The following is a 21,217-nucleotide window of genomic DNA, read 5'->3' as shown; positions in this document are numbered from 1 at the left end:
TTGTTTGGACAGATTGTCCATCCAACGCAAGACGCCCACACAAGTCACCTGCGCACACTGTCAAAGATCAATCACTTGCGACCTCTTCTTCAAGATCGCCCCGAAGCATTTCGTCCCGGGTGAGCCGCCCATTCTACATCTCTTTCCCCTTCCGTCAACACCCAAAATTTGGAGAGTTTTGAGAGGGGGGAACCTTCAACGGAGGGCCTGCTCGCTGAAGGGATTGAAATCATAGCGCCTGACCGAGACGCTGTGAAGGGGGCAGCCACCATTTCATGACGATGAAATGACCGGCCGCCGGCGCCATGGGCGCCAGCGGCCGATTTTCAGTGCTGCAGACCCGATGAAACGGCTATTTAAACGCCGGTGTCGGGGTGTCGCCTTGAGAACGCAGCGGGAATCGCCCCTCCATGGCATCCGTCGCCGCGGGATGTACGGGCACCAGTCCTACGCGGTAAGGGATCAGTGCCTCGGGGCGCAGCTGTTCCAGCGCGTCCCAGTCGTCTTCAAAGGGGATGAATTGCTGCATGGCCGTTCCTCGGGGGCGGGATTGACGCGAGGGTCATTCCAGCAGGGGAAGCGGCCGGCGCGCTGGCGAAATCGGGCGATTTACAGGCAGCGCGCGGCGGATCAGTCGATTTCGATCATCTCGAAATCATCCTTGGTGGCGCCGCAATCCGGGCACGTCCAGGTATCGGGCACGTCGGCCCAGCGCGTGCCGGGATCGATGCCTTCTTCCGGCAGGCCCAGCGTTTCGTCATAGATAAAGCCGCAGACCACGCACATCCATTTGCGCAGCGTGGTGTCAGTAGAAGCCTGGTTCATGAATTGCGTCACCTGTTGAAAATCAATGGCGCATTCTCGCAACTCCCCCGCCGATGCGAAAGCCGCCGCAGGTGGCCAGACGTCTGAATATCTCCGCGGCACAGCGCCACGCCACGCGGCCCGGCGCTGGCGATCCAGCGCGGCAGGCCGGACAATGATCGATCACGCCGGCTTTTCCGCGCCGCGCTCACGACATTCCCTACGATCGAGCCCCTCCATGACGAATCACGAACTATTCCAGCGCGCCCAGCAATTGATGCCCGGCGGCGTGAATTCCCCCGTGCGCGCATTCAAATCAGTAGGCGGCGAACCTTTCTTTACCGCACGCACCGATGGCGCGTATTTGTGGGACGTCGAAGGCAAGCGCTACATCGACTATGTGGGTTCATGGGGCCCGATGATCGTCGGCCACAACCATCCGCATGTGCGCGAGGCGGTGGAACGCGCGGTGCGCAATGGATTGTCGTTCGGCACGCCCTGCCCGGCCGAGGTGACCATGGCCGAGACCATCGTGAAGCTGATCCCGTCGGTGGACATGGTGCGCATGGTGAATTCCGGCACCGAGGCGACGATGTCGGCCATCCGCCTGGCGCGCGGCGCCACCGGCCGCAGCAAGATCGTGAAATTCGAAGGCTGTTATCACGGCCACGGCGACAGCTTCCTGGTCAAAGCCGGCTCGGGCGCGCTGACCTTCGGCGTACCCACCTCGCCCGGCGTGCCCAAGGCGAACGCCGATCTCACGCTCACCCTGCCCTATAACGACCTGGCTGCCGCCCAGGTGTTGTTTGCCGAGCACGGCAGCGACATCGCCGGCCTGATCATCGAACCGGTGGCGGGCAATATGAATTGCATTCCGCCCAAGGACGGCTATCTGCAGGGTTTGCGCGAACTCTGCACGCGCCACGGCGCCCTGCTGATTTTCGACGAGGTGATGACCGGCTTCCGTGTTGCGCTCGGCGGTGCCCAGGCGCTGTATGGCATCACGCCCGACCTCACCACCTTCGGCAAGATCATCGGCGGCGGCATGCCGGTGGGCGCCTATGGCGGGCGGCGCGACCTGATGGAGCAAATTGCGCCTGCAGGCCCGATCTACCAGGCCGGCACGCTCAGCGGCAATCCGGTGGCGATGGCGGCGGGACTGGCGATGCTGGAATTGATCCAGGCGCCCGGCTTCTACGACACGCTGGCCTCACGCACGCGTCTGCTCACGGATGGATTGCAGGCCGTTGCCGACGGCGAAGGCCTGCCGTTCAGCACCAACCAGGTCGGCGCCATGTTCGGGCTGTTCTTTACGCACGAACAAGTTATGAGCTACGCGCAGGCCACGGCGGCGGACGCCACCACCTTCAACCGCTTCTTCCACGGCATGCTCGAACAAGGCATCTACCTCGCACCCAGCGCATTCGAAGCCGGTTTTCTGTCCTCGGCGCATAGCGATGACGATATCGCCGCGACACTGGATGCCGCACGGGCCGCCATGCGCAGCGTGCGGGCGGCCTGATCGAGGGGCGCTGCACACGCCACGGCGTCTCGGCGCCATGGCGTACTGCAGCGCCGGATTACCAGACGCCGGTATTGGGCATCGACACCCACGGCTCGCGCGGCGGCAGGCGGCCGTCCTGCAGCAGCTCGATCGAGACCAGATCGGGTGAACGCACAAACGCCATGTGACCGTCGCGCGGCGGGCGATTGATGGTGTAGCCCATCGATTGCAGGTGTTCGCACGTCGCGTAGATGTCGGTGACGTGGAAGGCCAGGTGGCCGAAGTTGCGTGCCGAACCGTAATCTTCTTCCGAGCCCCAGTTGTGGGTGAGCTCCACTTCCGCCTCCGGGCTCTCCGGCGCCGCCAGATACACCAGGGTGTACTTGCCTTCCGGCACATCCATGCGGCGCACCTGCTTGAGGCCCAGGCCGTCGCAATAGAAGCGCAGCGAGGCATCGAGATCGCGCACGCGGACCATGCTGTGCAGAAATTTCATCGGGTCGTTCCTGTTTGTGATAGCCGGATCGAAGGCGATTATCGTGCGACAAATGCCTTCAAGGCAGCGCGAAGACGCGCAAGTCCCTCAGCCATTTCTTCGTTGGTGATATTCAGCGGCGGCACGAAGCGCAGCACATCCGGACCCGCCTGCAGCAACAGCAAGCCATGCGCGGCGGCGAAATCGAGCACCTCGCCAGCCTTGCCGCGATACGCATCGGACAGCACGCCACCCAGCATCAAGCCGCGCCCGCGCACGCCGGAGAAAATTCCCAGCTCCGCGCCGAGCGCCGTCAACGCTTCCTGCAATAACGCAGATTGGCGCCGTACATTCTGCAGCAGTTCGTCCGAAGACAGTTTGCGCAAGGCCACGCGTGCCACCGCCGCCGCCATCGGATTGCCGCCAAAGGTGGTGCCATGCGCACCAAACTGCATCACCTGCGCAACCTTCGGGCCGGCCAGCATTGCGCCAATCGGAAAACCGCAGCCGAGCGCCTTGGCCAGCGTCACGATATCCGGCGTGACCTCGTCCTGCACATGGGCAAACAGGCTGCCGGTACGCCCCATGCCGCACTGGATTTCATCCAGCACCAGCAAGGCGTTGTGCGCATCGCACAATTCGCGCACACGTTTGAGGAACCCGGGCGCTGCCGGCAATACACCGCCTTCGCCCTGCACCGGTTCCAGCATCACGGCGGCTACGTCGCCCGCGGCAAACGCCTGCTCGAGCGCGCCGACGTCGTTGAAATCCAGATAGCGGAATCCTGCCGGCAGCGGCTCGTAGCCTTCCTGGTATTTCGGCTGCGCTGTCGCTGTCACCGTCGCCAGCGTGCGGCCGTGGAACGAACCGCGGAACGTAATGATCACGCGCTGCTCCGGCGCACGTCCCTGCGCAGCGGCCCAGCGACGCACCAGCTTGATCGCCACTTCGTTCGCTTCGGCGCCGGAATTGCACAGGAATACGCGCTCGGCAAAGCCGGACGACTCGACCAGTTCCTGCGCCAGGCGCAGCGGTGGTTCGGTGTAGAACACATTGCTGCTATGCCAAAGCTTGCCAGCCTGCGTGGTCAGCGCCGCGAGCAGGTCCGGATCCTGATGACCCAGTGCATTCACCGCGATACCTGCACCGAAGTCGATGTAATCGCGATTTTCCGTATCCCATACCCGCGCGCCCTTGCCGTGATCGAGCACCAGTTCGCGCGGCTTGTACACCGGCAGCCAATAGCGTTTGCCGAGATCGACGAGTGAGGACACGAACAACTCCTGCGCAGGGAAAATGGGGCCGTCTGGCGCAGCAGCAGCGACCGCGCCAAAGACGAAAGAAATGGGGTAACCGCATCCTAGCCAGCAGGCCTGACGGGCGCCAGTCTTTCCAACATACGCCGGCGTTGTGTCTCCCGGCGCGACTTGCATCAAAGCTGTTACATCTCGCAAAAACCGCATCGCGGCGCCATTTGCGCGCACTCCGGCAGCAACCCCGCTGTCCGCAGCTGTTACAACTGTTCGCTGCGGCGCAGCCGCCATTTTGATGCCAGGCCGCGGTTTTGCTGGGTTTTGCCAGGCTGGCACGGTGCTTGCCCTTCCTACACCAGGGACTCGAGGGGAGGCTCGCCCATGGACAGCTCTCATCAACGCAATCATCGCCAGGCTTGCCGTTGCGTATGCGCCCTGGCTTTGTTCATGACGATGCTGGTACCGGCCGCTGCGTTTGCCGATGGCGCGCACGTGGCGCAGAAAGCCCAGCCGGGCGACATCGTGCTGATCCGCAATGTCGCCACCCGTCCCGCCGATCGGAATCCCACAGCGCCAGGGATGGCGCTGATGGTTAACGCCTCGCCCAATCCGCAATTGGGCAACGCGCTCAATGGCAATGGCAATGCCGGCGAGATGACCGACTCGGAAATCGGTGACCTCACGGCCGGTGCCGTTGGCGGTCGCGGCACCGGCGGACAGGGCGGCATGCAGCGCTCGCTGACCGTGGCGCTTGGCGTAAACGGCGGTGGAAACAACACCGGAGCGGTCAGCGCAGGCAACGGGGTGAGCAATCTGGTCAGCGGTCCGGCGGGAGCGGCCGGTTCGGTGGCCGACAGCACGCGCGGCATCGGCGAGCAGGTCAGCAATGCCGTGTCGCAAATTCCCATGCTTGGCGGCCACTGAGGGGGCGATGATGAATTCCGCGCTTCGTCCTTGGGCAGCCTGCATCGCCGGTGTCCTGGCCCTTGCCGGCAGCGTGGCCGCCTGTGCGCAAACCACGCCGGCGGACAGCTACGCCGCCATCCTCAATTATCTGGACAGCAACAGCATCGGCGGCAGCGCGCTGCAGGGTACGCAGGGCGTGAGCTCGGTCAATACCGCCGCCGGCACCGGCAATCTGCAGGGCAATCTGCATGCGTTCGCCTCCGGCGGACAGACCCAGGCGCTGATCCAGGCGCAGCAGCATGCACGCAGCCATGCACCCAACGGTGCGCTGTACGCCAACGCCACCATCGGCGGCCATGCCTATAACGACGCGCAAGGCGTCGCATCCATCAATCAGGTCAGCGGCAACAGCAACACCCAGTTGAACGGCGTGGCGGTGGAGCTGGCCAACCAAGGCATACGCGAGGCGACGGACGGCACCCTTTCGGCCGCCGTCTCCGCGTCGGCAGGGGGGCAAACATCGTCGAACCCACATGCACAGGCTGGCGGCACACGGAACGTGGCAGTCGATCCGTCCGCAATGGAGGGTTTCAACGGTGTGATGCAACTCAACCAGGTCGCGGGGTCCGGTAATGCATCCGACAACTTGCTGTTGTTGTCAGCACCACCTTCCTCGCATTGATCAGCGCATTACCCAGTCATCTGGAGAGGACACCATGAACGCAAATCTGAGAAGGACTTTGATCGCTCTGACCGTAGTGAGCGCATTCGGCGCCTCGCTGGCTTACGCCCAGAACGACGGCAACAGTTCCGGTGTGAAAATCAACAAAAAGATCTCGTTGACCTCGAACATCAACGTCAACGGCGACCCCTACGTGAACGGAAACATCGACATCAACGCGGCCGCCATCGCGCTATCGCAGGCCACGCAGAAGTCGAGCGACAACACCGTCGACAACAAGGCCGGCGTCGTGAACGGCGCCAAGATCAGCGGCTCCGTCGGCAGCGATACCTCGGGCAACGTCGGACTGAACCAGGCCGCGGGCGACCTGAATGCGCAGGGCAACAGCGCTGCCATTTCGGCGGCGGGCGCAGCCTCCAGCAGCAGCGGCAGCGATGCCGACTTCACCTTCGGCTGCGAACACACGGGCGGCAACTGCGGCGGCGGCGACCCGCAACAGAATGCAGGCGGCATGGCTGATGCCGAAACGTTTGCCACACAGTCGCTGACGGGCGCTCACACCAGCAACCAGGGCACCACCAACAACGCCAGCATCGGCGGCACGTCGTTCAACAGCGTCTCCGGCAACGTGGGCGTGAACCAGGCTGCGGGTGACAACAACGAGCAGCTGAACCAGCTCGCCGCCGCCACCACCTCCAACAACGTGTATGCGCTGGCCACCTCGACGCTCGACCAGGAATGGTCCGGCAACAAGGTCTCCAACGACCCGTATGACCAGTGGTGCTTCTACGAGACCAACACCAGCAACAACTCCAGCCTGTCGGGCAGCGTGCTCGCCGGCGCCAGCGGCAACATCGGCCTGAACCAGGCTTCCGGTACGGGCAACCTGCAGAGCAACAGCCTGTCGATGGCAGTGGCCAACGTCAAGTAATTGCCAGCAGTTCAGGAGCTACACGCCGTCGTGAGACGGCAACGAGGGCGGTAACCCGGCGACATGCCGCCGGGTACCATGTGGAAGCCCCCTGCCCGTCCCCTGCGGGCAGGGGGTCTTCCCTTCGCAAAGGACGAGGGGAGAGGGACGTGCGACTTTCCGGCTTGAACATCGTCGGCATGCTTGGGCTCGCCGCGGCCAGTTTCGGCACATCCGTGTATGCGGGTGATGTGAGCTTCGCCGGCGTGCTGCCGAACGGCGCGCAATATGTCGCGCACGTCAACAGCATGCAGGATCTGCGCTACGCCAACATCGTGCGCCAGCATACCGACTACAGCTGTGGCGCCGCTGCGCTGGCAACCATCCTGCGCTACGGCTATCACCTGGATGTGAATGAAAACGTGGTGATCGACGGCATGCTGGGCGTCGCCGATGCCACGGTAGTCAAGCAGCGCGGTTTTTCCATGCTCGACATCAAGCACTACGTCGAACTGCTGGGACTGCGCGGACGCGGTTATCGCGTCGATGCCGAACGGCTGCGCAACTTGCGCGTGCCGGTGATCGTACTGATGGACGTGCACGGTTATCGGCACTTCGTAGTGCTCAAGCAGGTGCACAACGATGAAGTGGAGTTGGCCGATCCGATCCTCGGCAATCGCAGCATGCAGCTTGACGACTTCATGAAGGCATGGCCTTCGCATGTGTTGTTCGTAGTTATCGGAAGCGACTTCGACCGCCATACCGTCCTGCTCCAGCCGGTCGTCAAGCCAAGTGCACGCGCGCTTTTCGCACGTCAGGGAGGGGGCGCCATTACGGACGCCGAATTGCTCGACTTTGGCTTTACCCATGCCGATCTGAATATGTTTTGAAGAATCAGGTTTTGAGGGACCAGGACATGTATAAGCGATCATCGATTTTCATTGCGGTAGCTTTGGTTCTTGGCGGAAAGTGCGCCTGCGCACTCGCCAATGACGACACCAGCAGCCATCTCGGCGCCGGCATCCACGATGTCACCGATCAGGAACTGGCCGGCATGCGCGGCCGCTTCACGGTGGGCGACAACACCGTGGTGTGGTTCGGCGTGCAAATGGTTTCGACCTTCCAGACCAACACCGGCCAGGTCGTCCAGGGCACCATGAACCTGGGCCTGAACTTCAGCAAGAACCCGAACAACCCGCAGGTGAGCTTCGTACCCACGGTTACGATCACCACGCCCAATGCGCCGTTACCCACCGCTGCCAGCGTGCAGTCGACGATCAGCCGCAGCGTGCAGAGCGGCGGCATCGCCAACGTAGGCGGCCTGGTGCAGAGCGTGCAGATCGCCGGCGACAACAACGCCACCGCCAACGTCACCCAGATGAATATCCAGAGTGGTGGCGCACCGAACGTCTCCACCACCGGCAATACCAGCAGTTGGGTGGGCCCCGTCGGTTCGGGTTCATCCATGGCAAACGCCGGCGTCTCCTACAACGGCTTGATGGCGAACACCAATTCGTCCACCACGGTGATCACGCCGACCGACGGCGGCGACAGCACCGCCACCAATACTCCGTCGGGCTCGACCACCAACAACGGCACCAGCACGTCCAACGGACGCACCGCCAACGTGGGCAATGCCTCCGTATCGTCGACGTATTCGAACGACAGCGCCGAAGTCACCACGTCGGTAGCTGGCGAAGGCTCGGCCTCGCAGTGGATTCATGCCGGCAGCCTGGGACAGACCATCGCCCTCACCACCGACAACGCCATTGTGACCAATCAGATGATCGTCAACCTGGTCACCCAGCAGTTGGGCTCCACCGCGCAGCTCGCACATACGCTGTCGCAGTCGCTCAACTTGTCGCACCTCAACGGCCACTGAGTGCGCAGCCCAGCCCAGCGCGCGCTCCTACTCAGGGGATAAGCTCATGCGCAAGACAGCTTTGGCCACTGCGGTGGCATGCAGTTGGATCGCCGGCCTCACCAGTTACGCCGCCGTTGGACAGGATGCCCAGTCCTCTGCAGCTGCCGCCGGTGGCCAGCCCACGACCGCGCAGAACCAGGCGGATGTGCAGGAACTGGTGCGCCAGTTGCAGATGCTCAAGGTGAACTACGCACAGGAAGTGCGACGCCTGCGCGTGCTCGATGCCGAAGTGCAGGCGTTGCAGTCGCGCCTGGCCGGCAAGGGCATCAGCACCACCTTGCCGGCGGAGGCAGGTACGCCTCCGGAAGCGACCGCCGCCAATACGCCCAACAATGCGTCGGTGGAAAACACCCAGGCGGCGTCGACCACGCAAAGCGCGCAGGCCAGCAGCTCCACCCAGAGCCGCAGCGTGCAGGATGTGCTGCAGCAGGAGACGAACGCCTACTTCAGCCGCAAGTTCACGCTGGAAGACGATCTCACCTACAACCATTACGACCGCGCCGAACTCACGCTCAACGGCTTCCTGGCGCTGAACTCGATCTTCCTGGGCAATATCGCCATCGACCGCGTCACCTCCGACTCGCTGACCAACGACCTGATCGGACGCTACGCAGTGACGCCGAGGCTGAGCTTCAACCTGGACGTGCCGTTCGTGGGACGCAGCACCGATTACCAGCAAGGTGGTGCCGGCGGTTCGGCCGCCACGCTGGATGAAGCCAGTTCCACCGGCAAGGGCCTTGGCGACGTCAACCTGTCGGTCAACTACAAGATCCTGACCGAATCGGGTTATCGCCCGGATACGGTGCTCACCTTCGGCATCACGGCACCGACCGGCCGCGCGCCGTACGGCATCAAGTGGGTGAACGTGGCCAGCTCGCAATACGAGCAATTCGCGGTGCCGGAGCGGCAGCCGACCGGCAACGGCGTATGGCAGGCCACGTTGGGTACTTCTTTCGTAAAGACCATGGATCCGGCCATCGTGTTCGGCAACGTCGGCTACGTCCATTCCTTTACCCGCAGCTTCAGCGATATCGACACCGATCCCGACGTGACTACGCCGGGCAGCGTGAAGCTGTCGGATATCTATTACTTCGGCGCCGGCATCGCTTTCGCGTTCAATGACCGCGCCAGCTTGAGCCTGTCCTTCAGCGATCGCATCAACGGCAAGGACTCCCTGCGCTCCACCGGTGGTCCATGGACCAAGATCATCGGCAGCCAGGCCAATGCGGCCACGTTGAACATGGGCTTCACCTACGCGCTCAGTCAGCACACCACCATCGTCACCATCCTGGGCATGGGCATGACGCCGGATGCGCCGGACTTTACGCTGACCTTCAAGATTCCCTACATGTTTTGAGTTTGCCGTCTACACGCAGGCCGGTGGCCTGCGCGTGGCGCCGCGCTCAATGCAAGTCTTCCAGCACCAACTGGTGCTTCTTGCACAAGCGATAGATGGTCACGCGCGACACCTTCAGCCGGCGCGCGCATTCACTGATGTTGAAACGGGTCTCGCGCAGGCAGGCCAACACCGCATCGCGTTCGGCCGACGTGCGGGTGAGGCCAAGGCTGGAATGCGCGGCACGACTGGCGACCACATCCTGCAGATCCAGATCCGCCACGCTGATCTGCGCGCCCTCGGCCACCACCGCCGCGCGCTGCACGCGATTGAGCAGCTCGCGCACATTGCCCGGCCAGTTGAAATCGCGCAGCGCCTTGCGCGCGAGTGCGCTGAAGGTGCGTGCATGGCAATCGTGCTGCTTGCGGAAGGCATCCAGAAACAGCTGCGCCAGTTGCAATACGTCGTCCGCGCGCTCGCGCAGCGCCGGCATGCGCAGGCGCAGCACGTTGAGCCGGTAATAGAGATCTTCGCGGAAACGGCCCTGGGCGACGGCTTTTTCCAGGTCCACATGCGTTGCGGCCAGCACGCGTACATCCAGCTTGATCGACTGCGTCGAACCGACCCGCTCCAGCGTACCTTCCTGCAGCAGGCGCAACAGGCTGATCTGTGCATCGGGCGGCAGGTCGCCGACCTCGTCCAGGAACACCGTACCGCCTGCGGCGGCCTCGAAGTGGCCGATACGCCGCGCATTGGCGCCGGTAAACGAGCCGCGTTCGTGACCGAACAATTCCGACTGCACCAGATTGGCCGGCAGCGCACCGCAATTGATCGCCGCAAAAGGATGGTCCCGCCGCGGCGACAATTTGTGCAGGGCGCGCGCCGCCACTTCCTTGCCGGTGCCGGTCTCGCCGGTGATCAACACCGGCAGGTCCACCGGCGCGTATTTGCGCAGGCTGGCCACCACCGACATCATCGCCGGACTGGAACCGGTAATGCCCGGCACATCGCTATGCGCGATGGGTGCCGGCGTTTCGCCAGCCAGGTTGCCGAGCGTATCGATCAAGCGCTGCATATCGATCGGCGCGGTAAAGAAATCGATGCTGGCGCGCAGCACGCGCTCCACTTCCGGGGTCTGCGCAATCGTCTCGGACGACAGCAGCGCCAGCCACGGCAGCCGCGGATGGTCGGCCATCAGGCGGGCCATCTGCCGCAAGGTATCAACGTCGGCCTTGCGCAGGTCCGCCATCGCTACCACTACGTCGCCACGCCGGATGCCTACGCCACTTCCCTGTGCGCTCGCATCGGCGACGCGCGTATGCCACCCAGCCTGCGCCAAACGTGTTCTTTCAACGCCGGTCGGTTCGCCAAACCAAACCACACACCGGATCGACGTGTCGTTACTCATCGCAACGCCTCCCTCCAGATCGCTGGTCTTTCCCGCCCCTTCCCTGGCCAGGCGCCTTGCCCCATACCCCACAACCAGCCTGCGCCTTAAAAATGTGACGCAGTTCTCAGAATATACACCGATTTGCTCGCGGTGCTCATTATTTAAGCAGCGGTATCGCCCTCCCCCGAGGGCGCCGCGCGAGCCCATCCTACGCCGATAATGGCGGCGAGCTGATGACAGGTCCGCAAGATACCGCGGGTAATTCGTGGACCGATCAGTCCAGAAATAGATCCGGCAACAGCGCCGCGCCAGGCTGATAGGCATAGCGGTCGAAGTCATGCACGCCGGCTTCGCGCAGCACCTCTTCGTCAATGGCGAAGCGCCCCGTGCACTGGCGCGCGGGCTGCACCAGCAGCGCATGTGCGGCGTCGGCGACGATCTCAGGCCGGCGGCACTGCTCCGGCTTCACGCCGTCGATCATGGCGATGGCGGCAGTGGCGATGCCCTGCGCCGCCAGCTCCGCGCTCATGCCCAGCACGCACAGGCTCATGCCGTATTTGGCGATGGTGTAGGCGGTATGCGGCGCGAACCACTTGGCATCCAGGTTGGGCGGCGGCGCCAGCATCAGCACATGCGGATTGGCCGCCTTCTGCAAATGCGGCAGGCAGGCCTGGGTGACCATGAAGGTGCCGCGCGTATTGACCTGATGCATCAGGTCGAAGCGCTTCATCGGCGTACCCGCGGTGCCGGCCAGCCAGATCGCACTGGCATTGTTGACCACGATATCGATGCCGCCGAAGCGTTCCACCGCCTGCGCCACGGCAGCGTCTACCTGATCTTCTTCGCGGATATCCACTTTCAGCGCCAGCGCCTTGCCGCCGGCCGCTTCCACCTCGGCGGCAGCGCTGTGAATGGTGCCGGGCAACTTGGGATTGGGCACGCCGCTCTTGGCGGCAATCACGATATTGGCGCCGTCGCGCGCGGCGCGCAGTGCGATCGCCAGCCCGATGCCGCGCGAGGCACCGGTGATGAAAAGCGTTTTGCCGGCCAGTGTGCTCATTGCATCGCTCCTAGGCTTTTTGGAAGCGCGGCAGGATATCCCGCAGCGTTGCCAGTCGTCGGATCGGATCGGTCATTTCCAGCAGATGCTGCTGCTCGTCGCCGGCCAGCGGCAACAATTCGGCCAGGCGAAAACCCAGCCAGCCGGCATCGTCATAGAGGTCGCGCGACGCATGGCGCCAAGGCGGTCCCATGGTTTCGATCAGGCGCTCCAGAATGGTCTGCAGCAACGAAAATTCCACCGGCACCTGCTGGGTCGCTTCCTCCGGCCACAGCGCCACTTCGCCGCGCAACAAGCCATCCGAACGTACCCGCGTACGCAATACGCGAAAGCGACTGCCGCCCTCGGTGGTAATGCCCAGCAGACCGTCCGCGCGATGACTGAAATCGGTAATGCGCGCCAGCGTGCCCACCGCAGCCGGCGTGGCCGGCGCGCCGGCTTCGGCGCCCTCCAGAATCAGGCATACGCCAAAGGCCGAACCGGTGCGCGTGCATTCGCGCACCAGGTCCAGATAGCGCGGCTCGAAGATGCGCAACTGCAGGTGCCCGCCCGGATACAGCACGGTATTGAGCGGAAACAGGGGTACTTCGTTAAGAGGTAGCTGGGCAGCCATTCCCACATGATAAAGCCTGTCACTGGACGGCTGACACCGGCTCGCGGCAGAGTGCCGTGATCTACACCAGGGAACGCCAAGGATGTCCGCTTCCAATCCAGCCGCCGCGCCGACTGCCGCAATGCCGCACCTCGACCGTGCGACAACCGTGTTGCAGGTGCGCGGCCTGCACAAATCCTTCAAGCAGCGCCAAGTGCTGACGGCGCTGGACTGGAACGTGCCGGCCGGGCGCGTAGTGGGCCTGCTCGGCCGCAACGGCGCCGGCAAGACCACGTTGCTGCGCTGCCTGCTCGGCCTGTCGCCGATCGACGGCGGCGCGATCGAATTGTTCGGCCAGCCGATGCTCGAGCCCGGCGGCGAACGCATGCATCGCATCGGTTTCGTGCCGCAGACTTTCGACCTGTTTCCGTGGATGAAGGTGCGCGCCTACCTCGATTTCACCGCGGCCTTTTACGCGCGCTGGGACACTGCCCTGGTCGAACGCCTGCTGTCGGACTGGGAGCTGGACGCAAAGCAGAAGATCGGCGAGCTGTCGCAGGGCCAGCGCCAGAAGCTGGCGATCGTGCGCGCGATCGCGCCCGATCCCGACTTGCTGGTGTTGGACGAACCGGTCGCCAGCCTCGACCCGCAGGCGCGCCGCGCCTTTATGGGCGAACTGGTCGCACTGATGCGCGCGCCCGGCAAGACGGTGATTTTTTCCACCCACATCACCGCCGACCTGGAACGCGCGGATGCGGATATCGCACTGCTGCGCGATGGCCGCATCCAGTTCACGCGTCCGCTGGCCGAACTGCGTGACCGCATGAAACGCGTGGTATTGCAGCGCACCGGTGGCTGGCCGCACGCACCGGTGGTCGCCGGCGCGCTGAAAACGCATGTGCAGGGCGAACTGGCGACCTTGCTGGTGGAAGACCCATCCATCGACAGCCTGCACGCACTGGCCGCACGCGAAGATGCCCAAGTGCGGATCGAAACGCCGACGCTGGAAGACCTGTTCGTGGAGCTGGCATGAAGGTCTGCTGGCAACTGTGGCTGCAACTGTTCCGGCGCATGCCGACACTGGTGGTGCTGAGCGCGCTGTTCGCGGCGGGCGCCGTGTTTTTCGCCAGCCAATGGCTGCGGGGCGAAGCGCGCATGGGGGTGCCTGCAGCGATGCTGTTCGTCGGCGCAACCTGGATATGGCATGTCGGCCAGGGCATGAATCTGCGCGGGCTGTGCGTAGCGGAGAGTTTTCTGCTGCCCGGCTTCCGCCGCCGCTTGCTGGAATACGGCGCCGTCGATGCCGCCATCTGGGTGCTGCTGCCGTTGGTGCTGGTGATGCTGCTGAAGCTGCCGCATGTCGCGCTGATCGCCTGCGGCCTGCTGCTGATGACGGCGCTGGGCCTGTTGATGGGATGCAACCCGCGCGTAGGCATGTGGGTCTGGCCGATGTTCATCGTGCTCGGCTGGGTGCCCGCTCTGGCAGCGCAGCTGCTGCGCGATGCGGTCGATTCGACGCTGACGCCGCTGCTGATGCTGGCCGTCGCCGCCTTGCTGCTCAAACTCGGCATCACCCCGCTGCTACGCATCGAGGATCGCGAAACCGGCCGCTCGCCGATGGAAAGCACCGGCCTGGAACGCGGCCAGTTGCGCGGTGCACCGGGCGAGCCCACACGCATGGGCATCTTCGGCAAGCGCATCGGCGCGCTGTACGATCAGACCTCGCAACGCGCCATGCAGCGCGCCTTGCGCGCCTACAAAAGCCGCCCCGATTTCAGTCGACGCATGGTACTGGTGCGTCGCCTGCTGCTGCCGCATGACAATCCCGAGGCAATCGTGCTGCGGATCGCGCTGGTGGCGGTGTTCGTGTGCTTCTATTTCTTCGCCGTCATGCATCGCCAGCGCTTCCAGCCGGCGATCATCGGTGCGTATGCGGTGATGCTGAGCGTTTCGCGCTTCCCGCAATTGAATTTAGGCCTGACGCGCATGCGGCCGAACATGGCCGATCTGTATCTCACGCTGGCCCCGGAGACGCGCGCCGAATATCAGAAAACCATCTCGGATGCGCTGCTGGTATTGATTCCGATCAGCACGCTCAGTGCCTTGGTCTATACCTCGCTGGGCGCCGTGCTGGTGCATGCGCTGGATCCCTGGCACATGCTGCTGGTGGCAGCGATCGTCGCCGCGTCGGCCAGCATGGCGGCGCTGGCCTTGCACCTGATCGGGCCGGAAGGCAAAAGCGGCCGCACGATCGTCAATATCGTGGTGCTGCTGGGTGTGATGGCGGCTTATTGGGGCGGCTACTGGCTGGTCGGCGAGTTCGGCTACCTGGCCGGCGGCGGTGTGCTGGCGCTGATCACGCTCAGCTTCGGCTTCGGCGCCTGGTTTGCCGCGCAACGCGAATACCAGCAGCGCGCGCCGCGCTTCGACGCGCCGATTATCTAGCGCGCCTCGCCCAGCGCCGCGACGAAGCGACGCGGCGCATTTTCGAAGCCGCCGTTGGACATGAAGATCACATGATCCCCCGCCTGCGCCTGCTGGCTGAGTGCAGCCAGCAGCGCATCTACCGTCGGCACGGTGCTGGCGCGACCGTGCAAGGCATCGGTAACGCGCTTGGCGTCCCACGGCAATTCGGGACGATGCAGGAACACCACACCATCGGCGTCGGCCAGCGACGGCGCCAGCGCTTCGGCATGCGCGCCCAGTCGCATGGAATTGGAGCGCGGCTCCAGCGCTACCAGGATGCGCGACTTGCCCACCTTGGCGCGCAGGCCTGCCAGCGTGGTGGCGATCGCGGTGGGGTGATGCGCGAAGTCGTCGTACACGCGCACGCCATGCACCTCGCCCACCAGTTCCATCCGGCGCTTGACGCTTTCGAAGCTGGCAAATGCCGGCAGCAGCGCACGCGGATCGGCGCCGGCCGCTGCCGCGGCAGCCAGCGCGGCGAGCGCATTCATTACGTTGTGATCGCCCAGCAGCGGCCAATGCACGTCGCCGATCGGCGTGCCCTGGTAGTGCACGCTGAAAGCGGAGCCGTCGGCCGCCAGCAGCTGCGCCTGCCAATCGCCGCGGCCGATGCCGAAACTTTCCACCGGCGTCCAGCAGCCCATCGCCAGCACCTCGGCCAGATAGGCATCGTGCGCATTGACGATCAGCCGGCCATTGCCCGGCACGGTGCGCACCAGGTGATGGAACTGGCGCTGGATGGCGGCCACGTCGGGGAAGATATCGGCGTGGTCGTATTCGAGATTGTTGAGGATGGCGATGCGCGGACGGTAGTGCACGAATTTGGAGCGCTTGTCGAAAAACGCGCTGTCATATTCGTCCGCCTCGATCACGAAATGCCGCCCCTGGCCCAGGCGCGCGGAAATGCCGAAATTGCCCGGCACGCCGCCGATCAGGAAGCCCGGCGCCAGCCCGGCGCTTTCCAGCAGGTGCGCCAGCAGGCTGGTGGTGGTGGTCTTGCCATGCGTGCCGGCCACCGCCAGCACTTCGCGTTGCACCAGCAGGCGCTCGCCCAGCCACTGCGGGCCGGAGGTGTAGTTCAGGCGCTGGTCGAGCATGTATTCCACCGCGGGATTGCCGCGCACCATCGCATTGCCGACGACTACCAGGTCCGGTGCAGGTTGCAGATATTCGGCCTTGTAACCCTGCATCAGCCCGATGCCGAGCGCCTCCAGTTGGGTGCTCATCGGCGGATAGACGTTGGCGTCGGAACCCTCCACCGTTTCGCCGAGTTCGCGCGCCAATGCGGCGACACCGCCCATGAAGGTGCCGCAGATGCCGAGGATATGGAGACGCATGCAATGCCTGTGTGCTTATGAATCCGGTTGAGCTCCCTCTCCCCTCGGGGGAGAGGGCTGGGGTGAGGGGTCAATCTTGCGATAAAGGCAGGTCTTGCGAGAAAGCAGATGCCATGACTTGGCGACAAGCACGGAGATCTTGGCAAGCGCGCCCCCTCACCCCGGCCCTCTCCCCGCAGGGGAGAGGGAGAAAAAATCAGCCGTTCGCGGCCGCCGACTCGCTCGCCAGCGCACGCTTCACTCGTGCCGTCACATCGTCCAGCTCGCCCACGCCATCCACCACCTGCAGCTTGCCGCGGCGGGCGTAGAAATCGGCGACCGGTGCGGTCTGTTCGGCGTAGACCTTGAGGCGGTCGCGCACCACTACCGGATCGTCATCCTTGCGGTGCTCCGCGGCAAAGCGGATTTCGCAGCGCTTGATGATCACTTCGCTGGGCACCTCCAGCTTCACTACCGCATCCAGCGGCTGGCCGATCTTGGTCAGCAGGTGATCCATCGCGTCGGCCTGCGCAAGATTGCGCGGATAGCCGTCGAGGATGAAGCCGGACTTGGCATCGGTTTCGGCGAAGCGTTCTTCCAGCATGCCCAGCAGCAGGTCGTCGGATACCAGCTGACCGGCATCCATCACCGCCTTGGCCTGCAGGCCAAGCGGCGTGCCGGCCTTCACCGCGGCGCGCAGCATGTCGCCGGTGGAGATGTGTGGGACGCCGAGTTCGGCCTTCAGCCGGGCGGCCTGGGTACCCTTGCCCGAACCGGGCGCACCAAGGAGGACAAGTCGCATAGAACTCCACGAGATCTCAGGTTCTGCCGCACACTGCGACAGGCCCCCAGATTCCTAAAAGAATAGCGGCCAAGGTAGCGTCTGCGGGGGGTGCCGTCAAACCGAGCACCCGCCGAATTTCAGCCAAGTCGCTGATATCTATGCGTTCGGTGACCGAAGTCGTATTGTCACATGCTTCCTGGAAATCCACCGGAGAATGCCCGATGAAGTCCAAAGCCCGCCCCACCGCAGGCCGACTGCTGTACGCCCAGTCCGGCGGCGTCACCGCCGTGATCAACGCCACCGCGGCCGGTGTGATCCAGAACGCCCGCGCACACGGTATTAAAGTGTATGCGGCACGCAACGGCATCCTGGGCGCGCTGCGCGAAGAGCTGATCGATACCGGCAAGGAAACCGCCGCTGCCATCGAGGCGCTGCGCTACACGCCGGGCGGCGCCTTCGGCTCCTGCCGCTACAAGCTGAAGTCGCTGGACGCCAACCGCGCCGAATACGAGCGCCTGATCGATGTCTTGCGTGCGCACGAGATCCGCTGGTTTCTCTACAACGGCGGCAACGACTCGGCCGATACCGCGCTGAAGATCTCGCAGCTGGGCAAGGCGATGGGTTATGACATCCGCTGCATCGGCGTGCCCAAGACGGTCGACAACGACCTCGCCGTCACCGACTGCTGCCCGGGTTTTGGTTCGGTCGCCAAGTACACCGCGGTGTCCACCCTGGAAGCGAGCCTGGACGTGGCCTCGATGGCCGATACCTCAACCAAGGTCTTCATCCTGGAAGTGATGGGACGCCATGCCGGCTGGATTGCCGCCGCGGCCGGCCTGGCCGGCGAAGGTGCGGACGCGGCGCCGCACATCATTCTGTTCCCGGAGCGCGTGTTCGACGAAGCGGCCTTTATCGCCAAGGTGAAGGCCACGGTCGAGCGCGTGGGCTGGTGCACGGTGGTGGCCTCCGAGGGTATCCGCAATGCCGAGGGCCAGTTCCTGGCCGAAGCCGGCACGCGCGATGCGTTCGGCCATAGCCAGCTCGGCGGGGTGGCGCCGGTGCTGGCCGCACTGGTGAAGGACAAGCTCGGCTACAAATATCACTGGGCATTGCCCGACTACCTGCAGCGCTCGGCCCGCCACCTGGCTTCGAAAACCGATGCCGAACAAGCCTATGCCGTGGGCAAGGCCGCGGTCGATTACGCGCTGGCCGGCATGAATGCGGTGATGCCGGTGATCGTGCGCACCGCCGACGCCCCCTATCGCTGGAAAATCGAAGCGGCTGCGCTGGACAAGATCGCCAATCGCGAGAAAAAGATGCCGCCCGGCTTTCTCACCCGCGACGGCTTCGGCATCACCGCGGCGGCACGCAAATACCTGGCGCCGCTGATCCAGGGCGAAGCGGCCCTGCCCTATGGACGCAACGGCCTGCCCAAGTACGTGCAACTGAAGAACGTGGCGGTGGCGAAAAAGCTGCCGGACTTCGCGCACTGAGGCGATCCGGCACAGGGCAGCCGCTGCGGCGCACAACGTTTCATCACACAAGCTCTGCCTATACTCGGGGCGCACCGTCCGTCCTGGACGGGCGACACCAAATCGAGGGAGGCACCGATGCTGCAGCAGTATGGCTTGTGGATCGCGTTGGCTTGCGCGGTCGTGGCGATTTTGTACGGGGCGTTTTCAGTACGCTGGGTCTTGGCGAAATCGCCAGGCAACGAACGCATGCAAGAGATTGCGTCGGCCATCCAGGAAGGCGCGCGCGCCTACCTCAACCGGCAATACCGCACGATCGCCCTGGTGGGTGTCGTACTGCTGATCATCATCGGCTTTGCACTGGACTGGGGCACGGCGATCGGTTTCGCGATCGGCGCGGTCCTGTCCGGTGCTACCGGCTACATCGGCATGAATGTGTCGGTACGCGCCAACGTGCGTACGGCCGAAGCGGCGCGTGGCGGCCTGGCTTCCGCCTTGAACGTCGCGTTCCGCGGCGGCGCGATCACCGGCATGCTGGTGGTCGGACTGGCCCTGCTCGGCGTGGCGGGCTACTACGCGGTGCTGATGCACGTCGGCTACGACACTGAGCGTGCCTTGCATGCGATGGTGGGCCTGGCCTTCGGCTCGTCGCTGATCTCGATCTTCGCGCGCCTGGGCGGCGGCATCTTCACCAAGGGTGCGGATGTCGGCGCGGATCTGGTCGGCAAGGTCGAAGCCGGCATTCCGGAAGACGATCCGCGCAATCCGGCGGTGATTGCCGACAACGTCGGCGACAACGTCGGCGACTGCGCCGGCATGGCCGCCGACTTGTTCGAGACCTATGCCGTAACGCTGATCGCCAGCATGCTGCTGGGCGGCGTGCTGGGTGATCAGGCCGGTTCGAACTCGGTGCTGTATCCGCTGCTGCTTGGCGGCGCTTCGATCATCGCCTCGGTGATCGGCACCTTCTTCGTACGTGTCAGCGGCGGCGGCAAGATCATGGGCGCGCTGTACAAGGGCGTGGTGGTGTCCGGTGTGCTGGCGGCGCTGGCGTTCTGGCCGATCACCTCCGCGCTGATGGCCGATGCCACGCTGGGCGTCACGCGCCTGTACGGCAGCGCGCTGATCGGCCTGGTGCTGACCGCAGTGATCGTGGTGATCACCGAGTACTACACCGCTACCGAGTACAAGCCGGTGCGGCACGTGGCGCAGTCGTCCACCACCGGTCATGCCACCAACATCATCGCCGGCATCGGCGTATCGATGAAGTCCACCGCGTTGCCGGTGCTGGCGGTGTGTGCGGCGATCTGGGGTGCGTTTGCGCTGGCCGGTTTGTACGGCATCGCCGTCGCCGCCACCGCCATGCTGTCGATGACCGGCATGATCGTGGCGCTGGACGCCTATGGCCCGATTACCGACAACGCCGGCGGCATCGCCGAAATGTCGGAACTGCCGCCGGAAGTGCGCGGGGTTACCGATCCGCTCGACGCGGTAGGCAATACCACCAAGGCGGTGACCAAGGGCTATGCGATCGGTTCGGCCGGCCTGGCTGCACTGGTGCTGTTCGCCGACTACACCCATCGGCTGGCGCTGGATCATCCGGGGCAGACCTTCAGCTTCGACCTGTCCGATCACCGGGTGATCGTGGGTCTGCTGATCGGCGGCCTGATCCCGTACCTGTTCGGCGCGATGGCGATGGAAGCGGTGGGCCGTTCGGCCAGTGCGGTGGTGGAAGAAGTACGTCGTCAGTTCCGCGAAATCGCCGGCATCATGCAGGGCACCACCCGGCCGGACTACTCGCGCGCGGTGGACATGCTGACCAAGTCGGCGATCCGCGAAATGATGATTCCCTCGTTGCTGCCGGTGCTGATTCCGATCCTGGTCGGTTTCTTCCTCGGCCCGGTCGCACTCGGCGGCCTGCTGATCGGCACCATCGTCACCGGCCTGTTCGTGGCCATTTCGATGACTACCGGCGGCGGTGCCTGGGACAACGCCAAGAAATACATCGAGGACGGCAATTTCGGCGGCAAGGGCTCGGATGCGCACAAGGCCGCCGTCACCGGCGACACGGTGGGCGATCCCTACAAGGACACCGCCGGCCCGGCGGTGAATCCGCTGATCAAGATCATCAATATCGTGGCGCTGCTGTTGATTCCGTTGCTGTAAGTCACAAGTCGTATATACCCCGGGGCCGTAATCGGCTCCGGGGCGATCTCTCCAGACCTTCATTCCGGCGAAGTCCGGAATGAAGGTTCGGCAGTCTTGAAGATCCGGCTTTTTGCGGCGCGAACTGACTTCCCTCACTGGCGTTTTTCTGCCGGATCGGCATGCTGGGCGTTCCGC

The 21,217-nt window shown here is 64.2% G+C and carries 20 protein-coding genes; 11 read left to right on the top strand and 9 right to left on the bottom strand.

What is annotated here, in order from left to right; genetic code table 11:
• Positions 1-352: 352 nt before the first annotated feature.
• Both IGX34_RS08425 and IGX34_RS08420 read right to left on the bottom strand, forming a co-directional pair.
• Entirely contained in the window at positions 353-529 is a 177-nt protein-coding gene (locus tag IGX34_RS08425) for a hypothetical protein (protein WP_192555259.1), read from the bottom strand.
• Positions 530-630: 101 nt separating this feature from the next.
• Positions 631-825: a rubredoxin gene (locus IGX34_RS08420; RefSeq protein WP_192555258.1), complete on the bottom strand. Its 195-nt coding sequence runs from the start codon at positions 823-825 to the stop codon at positions 631-633.
• 217 nt (positions 826-1,042) lie between these two features.
• Here IGX34_RS08420 and hemL point away from each other — a divergent pair, with 217 nt between their 5' ends.
• Positions 1,043-2,326, top strand: a complete 1,284-nt coding sequence (gene hemL / locus IGX34_RS08415; protein ID WP_192555257.1) for a glutamate-1-semialdehyde 2,1-aminomutase — start codon at positions 1,043-1,045, stop codon at positions 2,324-2,326.
• A gap of 58 nt (positions 2,327-2,384) precedes the next feature.
• Here hemL and IGX34_RS08410 read toward each other — a convergent pair whose 3' ends face one another.
• Both IGX34_RS08410 and IGX34_RS08405 read right to left on the bottom strand, forming a co-directional pair.
• Entirely contained in the window at positions 2,385-2,804 is a 420-nt protein-coding gene (locus tag IGX34_RS08410) for a lactoylglutathione lyase (protein ID WP_192555256.1), read from the bottom strand.
• Between the two features lie 38 nt (positions 2,805-2,842).
• A complete protein-coding gene (locus tag IGX34_RS08405; RefSeq protein WP_338015435.1) occupies positions 2,843-4,057 on the bottom strand; it encodes an acetylornithine/succinylornithine family transaminase in 1,215 nt (404 codons plus the stop codon).
• Between the two features lie 360 nt (positions 4,058-4,417).
• Between IGX34_RS08405 and IGX34_RS08400 the strand changes: the two genes are divergently transcribed.
• From IGX34_RS08400 to IGX34_RS08375, 6 genes are all read left to right on the top strand, one after another.
• The gene (locus IGX34_RS08400) at positions 4,418-4,960 is read left to right on the top strand and encodes a hypothetical protein (RefSeq protein WP_192555254.1); all 543 of its coding nucleotides are present in this window, start codon (positions 4,418-4,420) and stop codon (positions 4,958-4,960) included.
• Positions 4,961-4,970: 10 nt separating this feature from the next.
• On the top strand, positions 4,971-5,624 hold the full coding sequence (locus tag IGX34_RS08395) for a hypothetical protein (RefSeq protein WP_225737310.1): 654 nt from the start codon (positions 4,971-4,973) through the stop codon (positions 5,622-5,624).
• A 34-nt stretch (positions 5,625-5,658) separates the two neighbouring features.
• The gene (locus IGX34_RS08390) at positions 5,659-6,555 is read left to right on the top strand and encodes a hypothetical protein (protein WP_192555253.1); all 897 of its coding nucleotides are present in this window, start codon (positions 5,659-5,661) and stop codon (positions 6,553-6,555) included.
• A 179-nt stretch (positions 6,556-6,734) separates the two neighbouring features.
• The gene (locus tag IGX34_RS08385) at positions 6,735-7,424 is read left to right on the top strand and encodes a C39 family peptidase (RefSeq protein ID WP_192555280.1); all 690 of its coding nucleotides are present in this window, start codon (positions 6,735-6,737) and stop codon (positions 7,422-7,424) included.
• 26 nt (positions 7,425-7,450) lie between these two features.
• Positions 7,451-8,416, top strand: coding sequence for a hypothetical protein (locus IGX34_RS08380; RefSeq protein ID WP_192555252.1), 966 nt, complete (start codon positions 7,451-7,453; stop codon positions 8,414-8,416).
• Positions 8,417-8,462: 46 nt separating this feature from the next.
• A complete protein-coding gene (locus IGX34_RS08375; RefSeq protein WP_192555251.1) occupies positions 8,463-9,815 on the top strand; it encodes a transporter in 1,353 nt (450 codons plus the stop codon).
• A gap of 46 nt (positions 9,816-9,861) precedes the next feature.
• Here IGX34_RS08375 and IGX34_RS08370 read toward each other — a convergent pair whose 3' ends face one another.
• The 3 genes from IGX34_RS08370 to IGX34_RS08360 all read right to left on the bottom strand — a co-directional run bounded on the left by IGX34_RS08370 (position 9,862) and on the right by IGX34_RS08360 (position 12,857).
• Positions 9,862-11,202, bottom strand: coding sequence for a sigma-54 dependent transcriptional regulator (locus tag IGX34_RS08370; protein ID WP_192555250.1), 1,341 nt, complete (start codon positions 11,200-11,202; stop codon positions 9,862-9,864).
• Positions 11,203-11,458: 256 nt separating this feature from the next.
• The gene (locus IGX34_RS08365; protein ID WP_192555249.1) at positions 11,459-12,244 is read right to left on the bottom strand and encodes an SDR family oxidoreductase; all 786 of its coding nucleotides are present in this window, start codon (positions 12,242-12,244) and stop codon (positions 11,459-11,461) included.
• A gap of 10 nt (positions 12,245-12,254) precedes the next feature.
• On the bottom strand, positions 12,255-12,857 hold the full coding sequence (locus tag IGX34_RS08360) for an LON peptidase substrate-binding domain-containing protein (RefSeq protein ID WP_192555248.1): 603 nt from the start codon (positions 12,855-12,857) through the stop codon (positions 12,255-12,257).
• Between the two features lie 82 nt (positions 12,858-12,939).
• Between IGX34_RS08360 and IGX34_RS08355 the strand changes: the two genes are divergently transcribed.
• Together IGX34_RS08355 and IGX34_RS08350 are read left to right on the top strand one after the other, a co-directional pair.
• The gene (locus tag IGX34_RS08355) at positions 12,940-13,869 is read left to right on the top strand and encodes an ABC transporter ATP-binding protein (protein ID WP_192555247.1); all 930 of its coding nucleotides are present in this window, start codon (positions 12,940-12,942) and stop codon (positions 13,867-13,869) included.
• On the top strand, positions 13,866-15,281 hold the full coding sequence (locus IGX34_RS08350) for a hypothetical protein (RefSeq protein ID WP_192555246.1): 1,416 nt from the start codon (positions 13,866-13,868) through the stop codon (positions 15,279-15,281). The genes IGX34_RS08355 and IGX34_RS08350 overlap by 4 nt, the downstream gene beginning before the upstream one ends.
• Here IGX34_RS08350 and mpl read toward each other — a convergent pair.
• On the bottom strand, positions 15,278-16,639 hold the full coding sequence (gene mpl, locus IGX34_RS08345; protein ID WP_192555245.1) for a UDP-N-acetylmuramate:L-alanyl-gamma-D-glutamyl-meso-diaminopimelate ligase: 1,362 nt from the start codon (positions 16,637-16,639) through the stop codon (positions 15,278-15,280). The two genes, IGX34_RS08350 and mpl, sit on opposite strands and share 4 nt — an antisense overlap.
• 196 nt (positions 16,640-16,835) lie before the next feature.
• The gene (locus tag IGX34_RS08340) at positions 16,836-17,420 is read right to left on the bottom strand and encodes an adenylate kinase (protein WP_192555244.1); all 585 of its coding nucleotides are present in this window, start codon (positions 17,418-17,420) and stop codon (positions 16,836-16,838) included.
• Positions 17,421-17,623: 203 nt separating this feature from the next.
• Between IGX34_RS08340 and IGX34_RS08335 the strand changes: the two genes are divergently transcribed.
• A complete protein-coding gene (locus IGX34_RS08335; RefSeq protein ID WP_192555243.1) occupies positions 17,624-18,895 on the top strand; it encodes a 6-phosphofructokinase in 1,272 nt (423 codons plus the stop codon).
• A gap of 117 nt (positions 18,896-19,012) precedes the next feature.
• Positions 19,013-21,040 (top strand): sodium-translocating pyrophosphatase, encoded by a 2,028-nt coding sequence (locus IGX34_RS08330; RefSeq protein WP_192555242.1) that lies wholly within the window; start codon positions 19,013-19,015, stop codon positions 21,038-21,040.
• The last annotated feature ends 177 nt before the right edge of the window (positions 21,041-21,217 follow it).

The sequence above is a fragment of the Dyella acidiphila genome (assembly GCF_014863405.1).
Taxonomy (GTDB): domain Bacteria; phylum Pseudomonadota; class Gammaproteobacteria; order Xanthomonadales; family Rhodanobacteraceae; genus Dyella_B; species Dyella_B acidiphila.
Note: the sequence above shows the minus strand (reverse complement) of the source record. Positions and strands in the feature narration are given on the sequence as shown.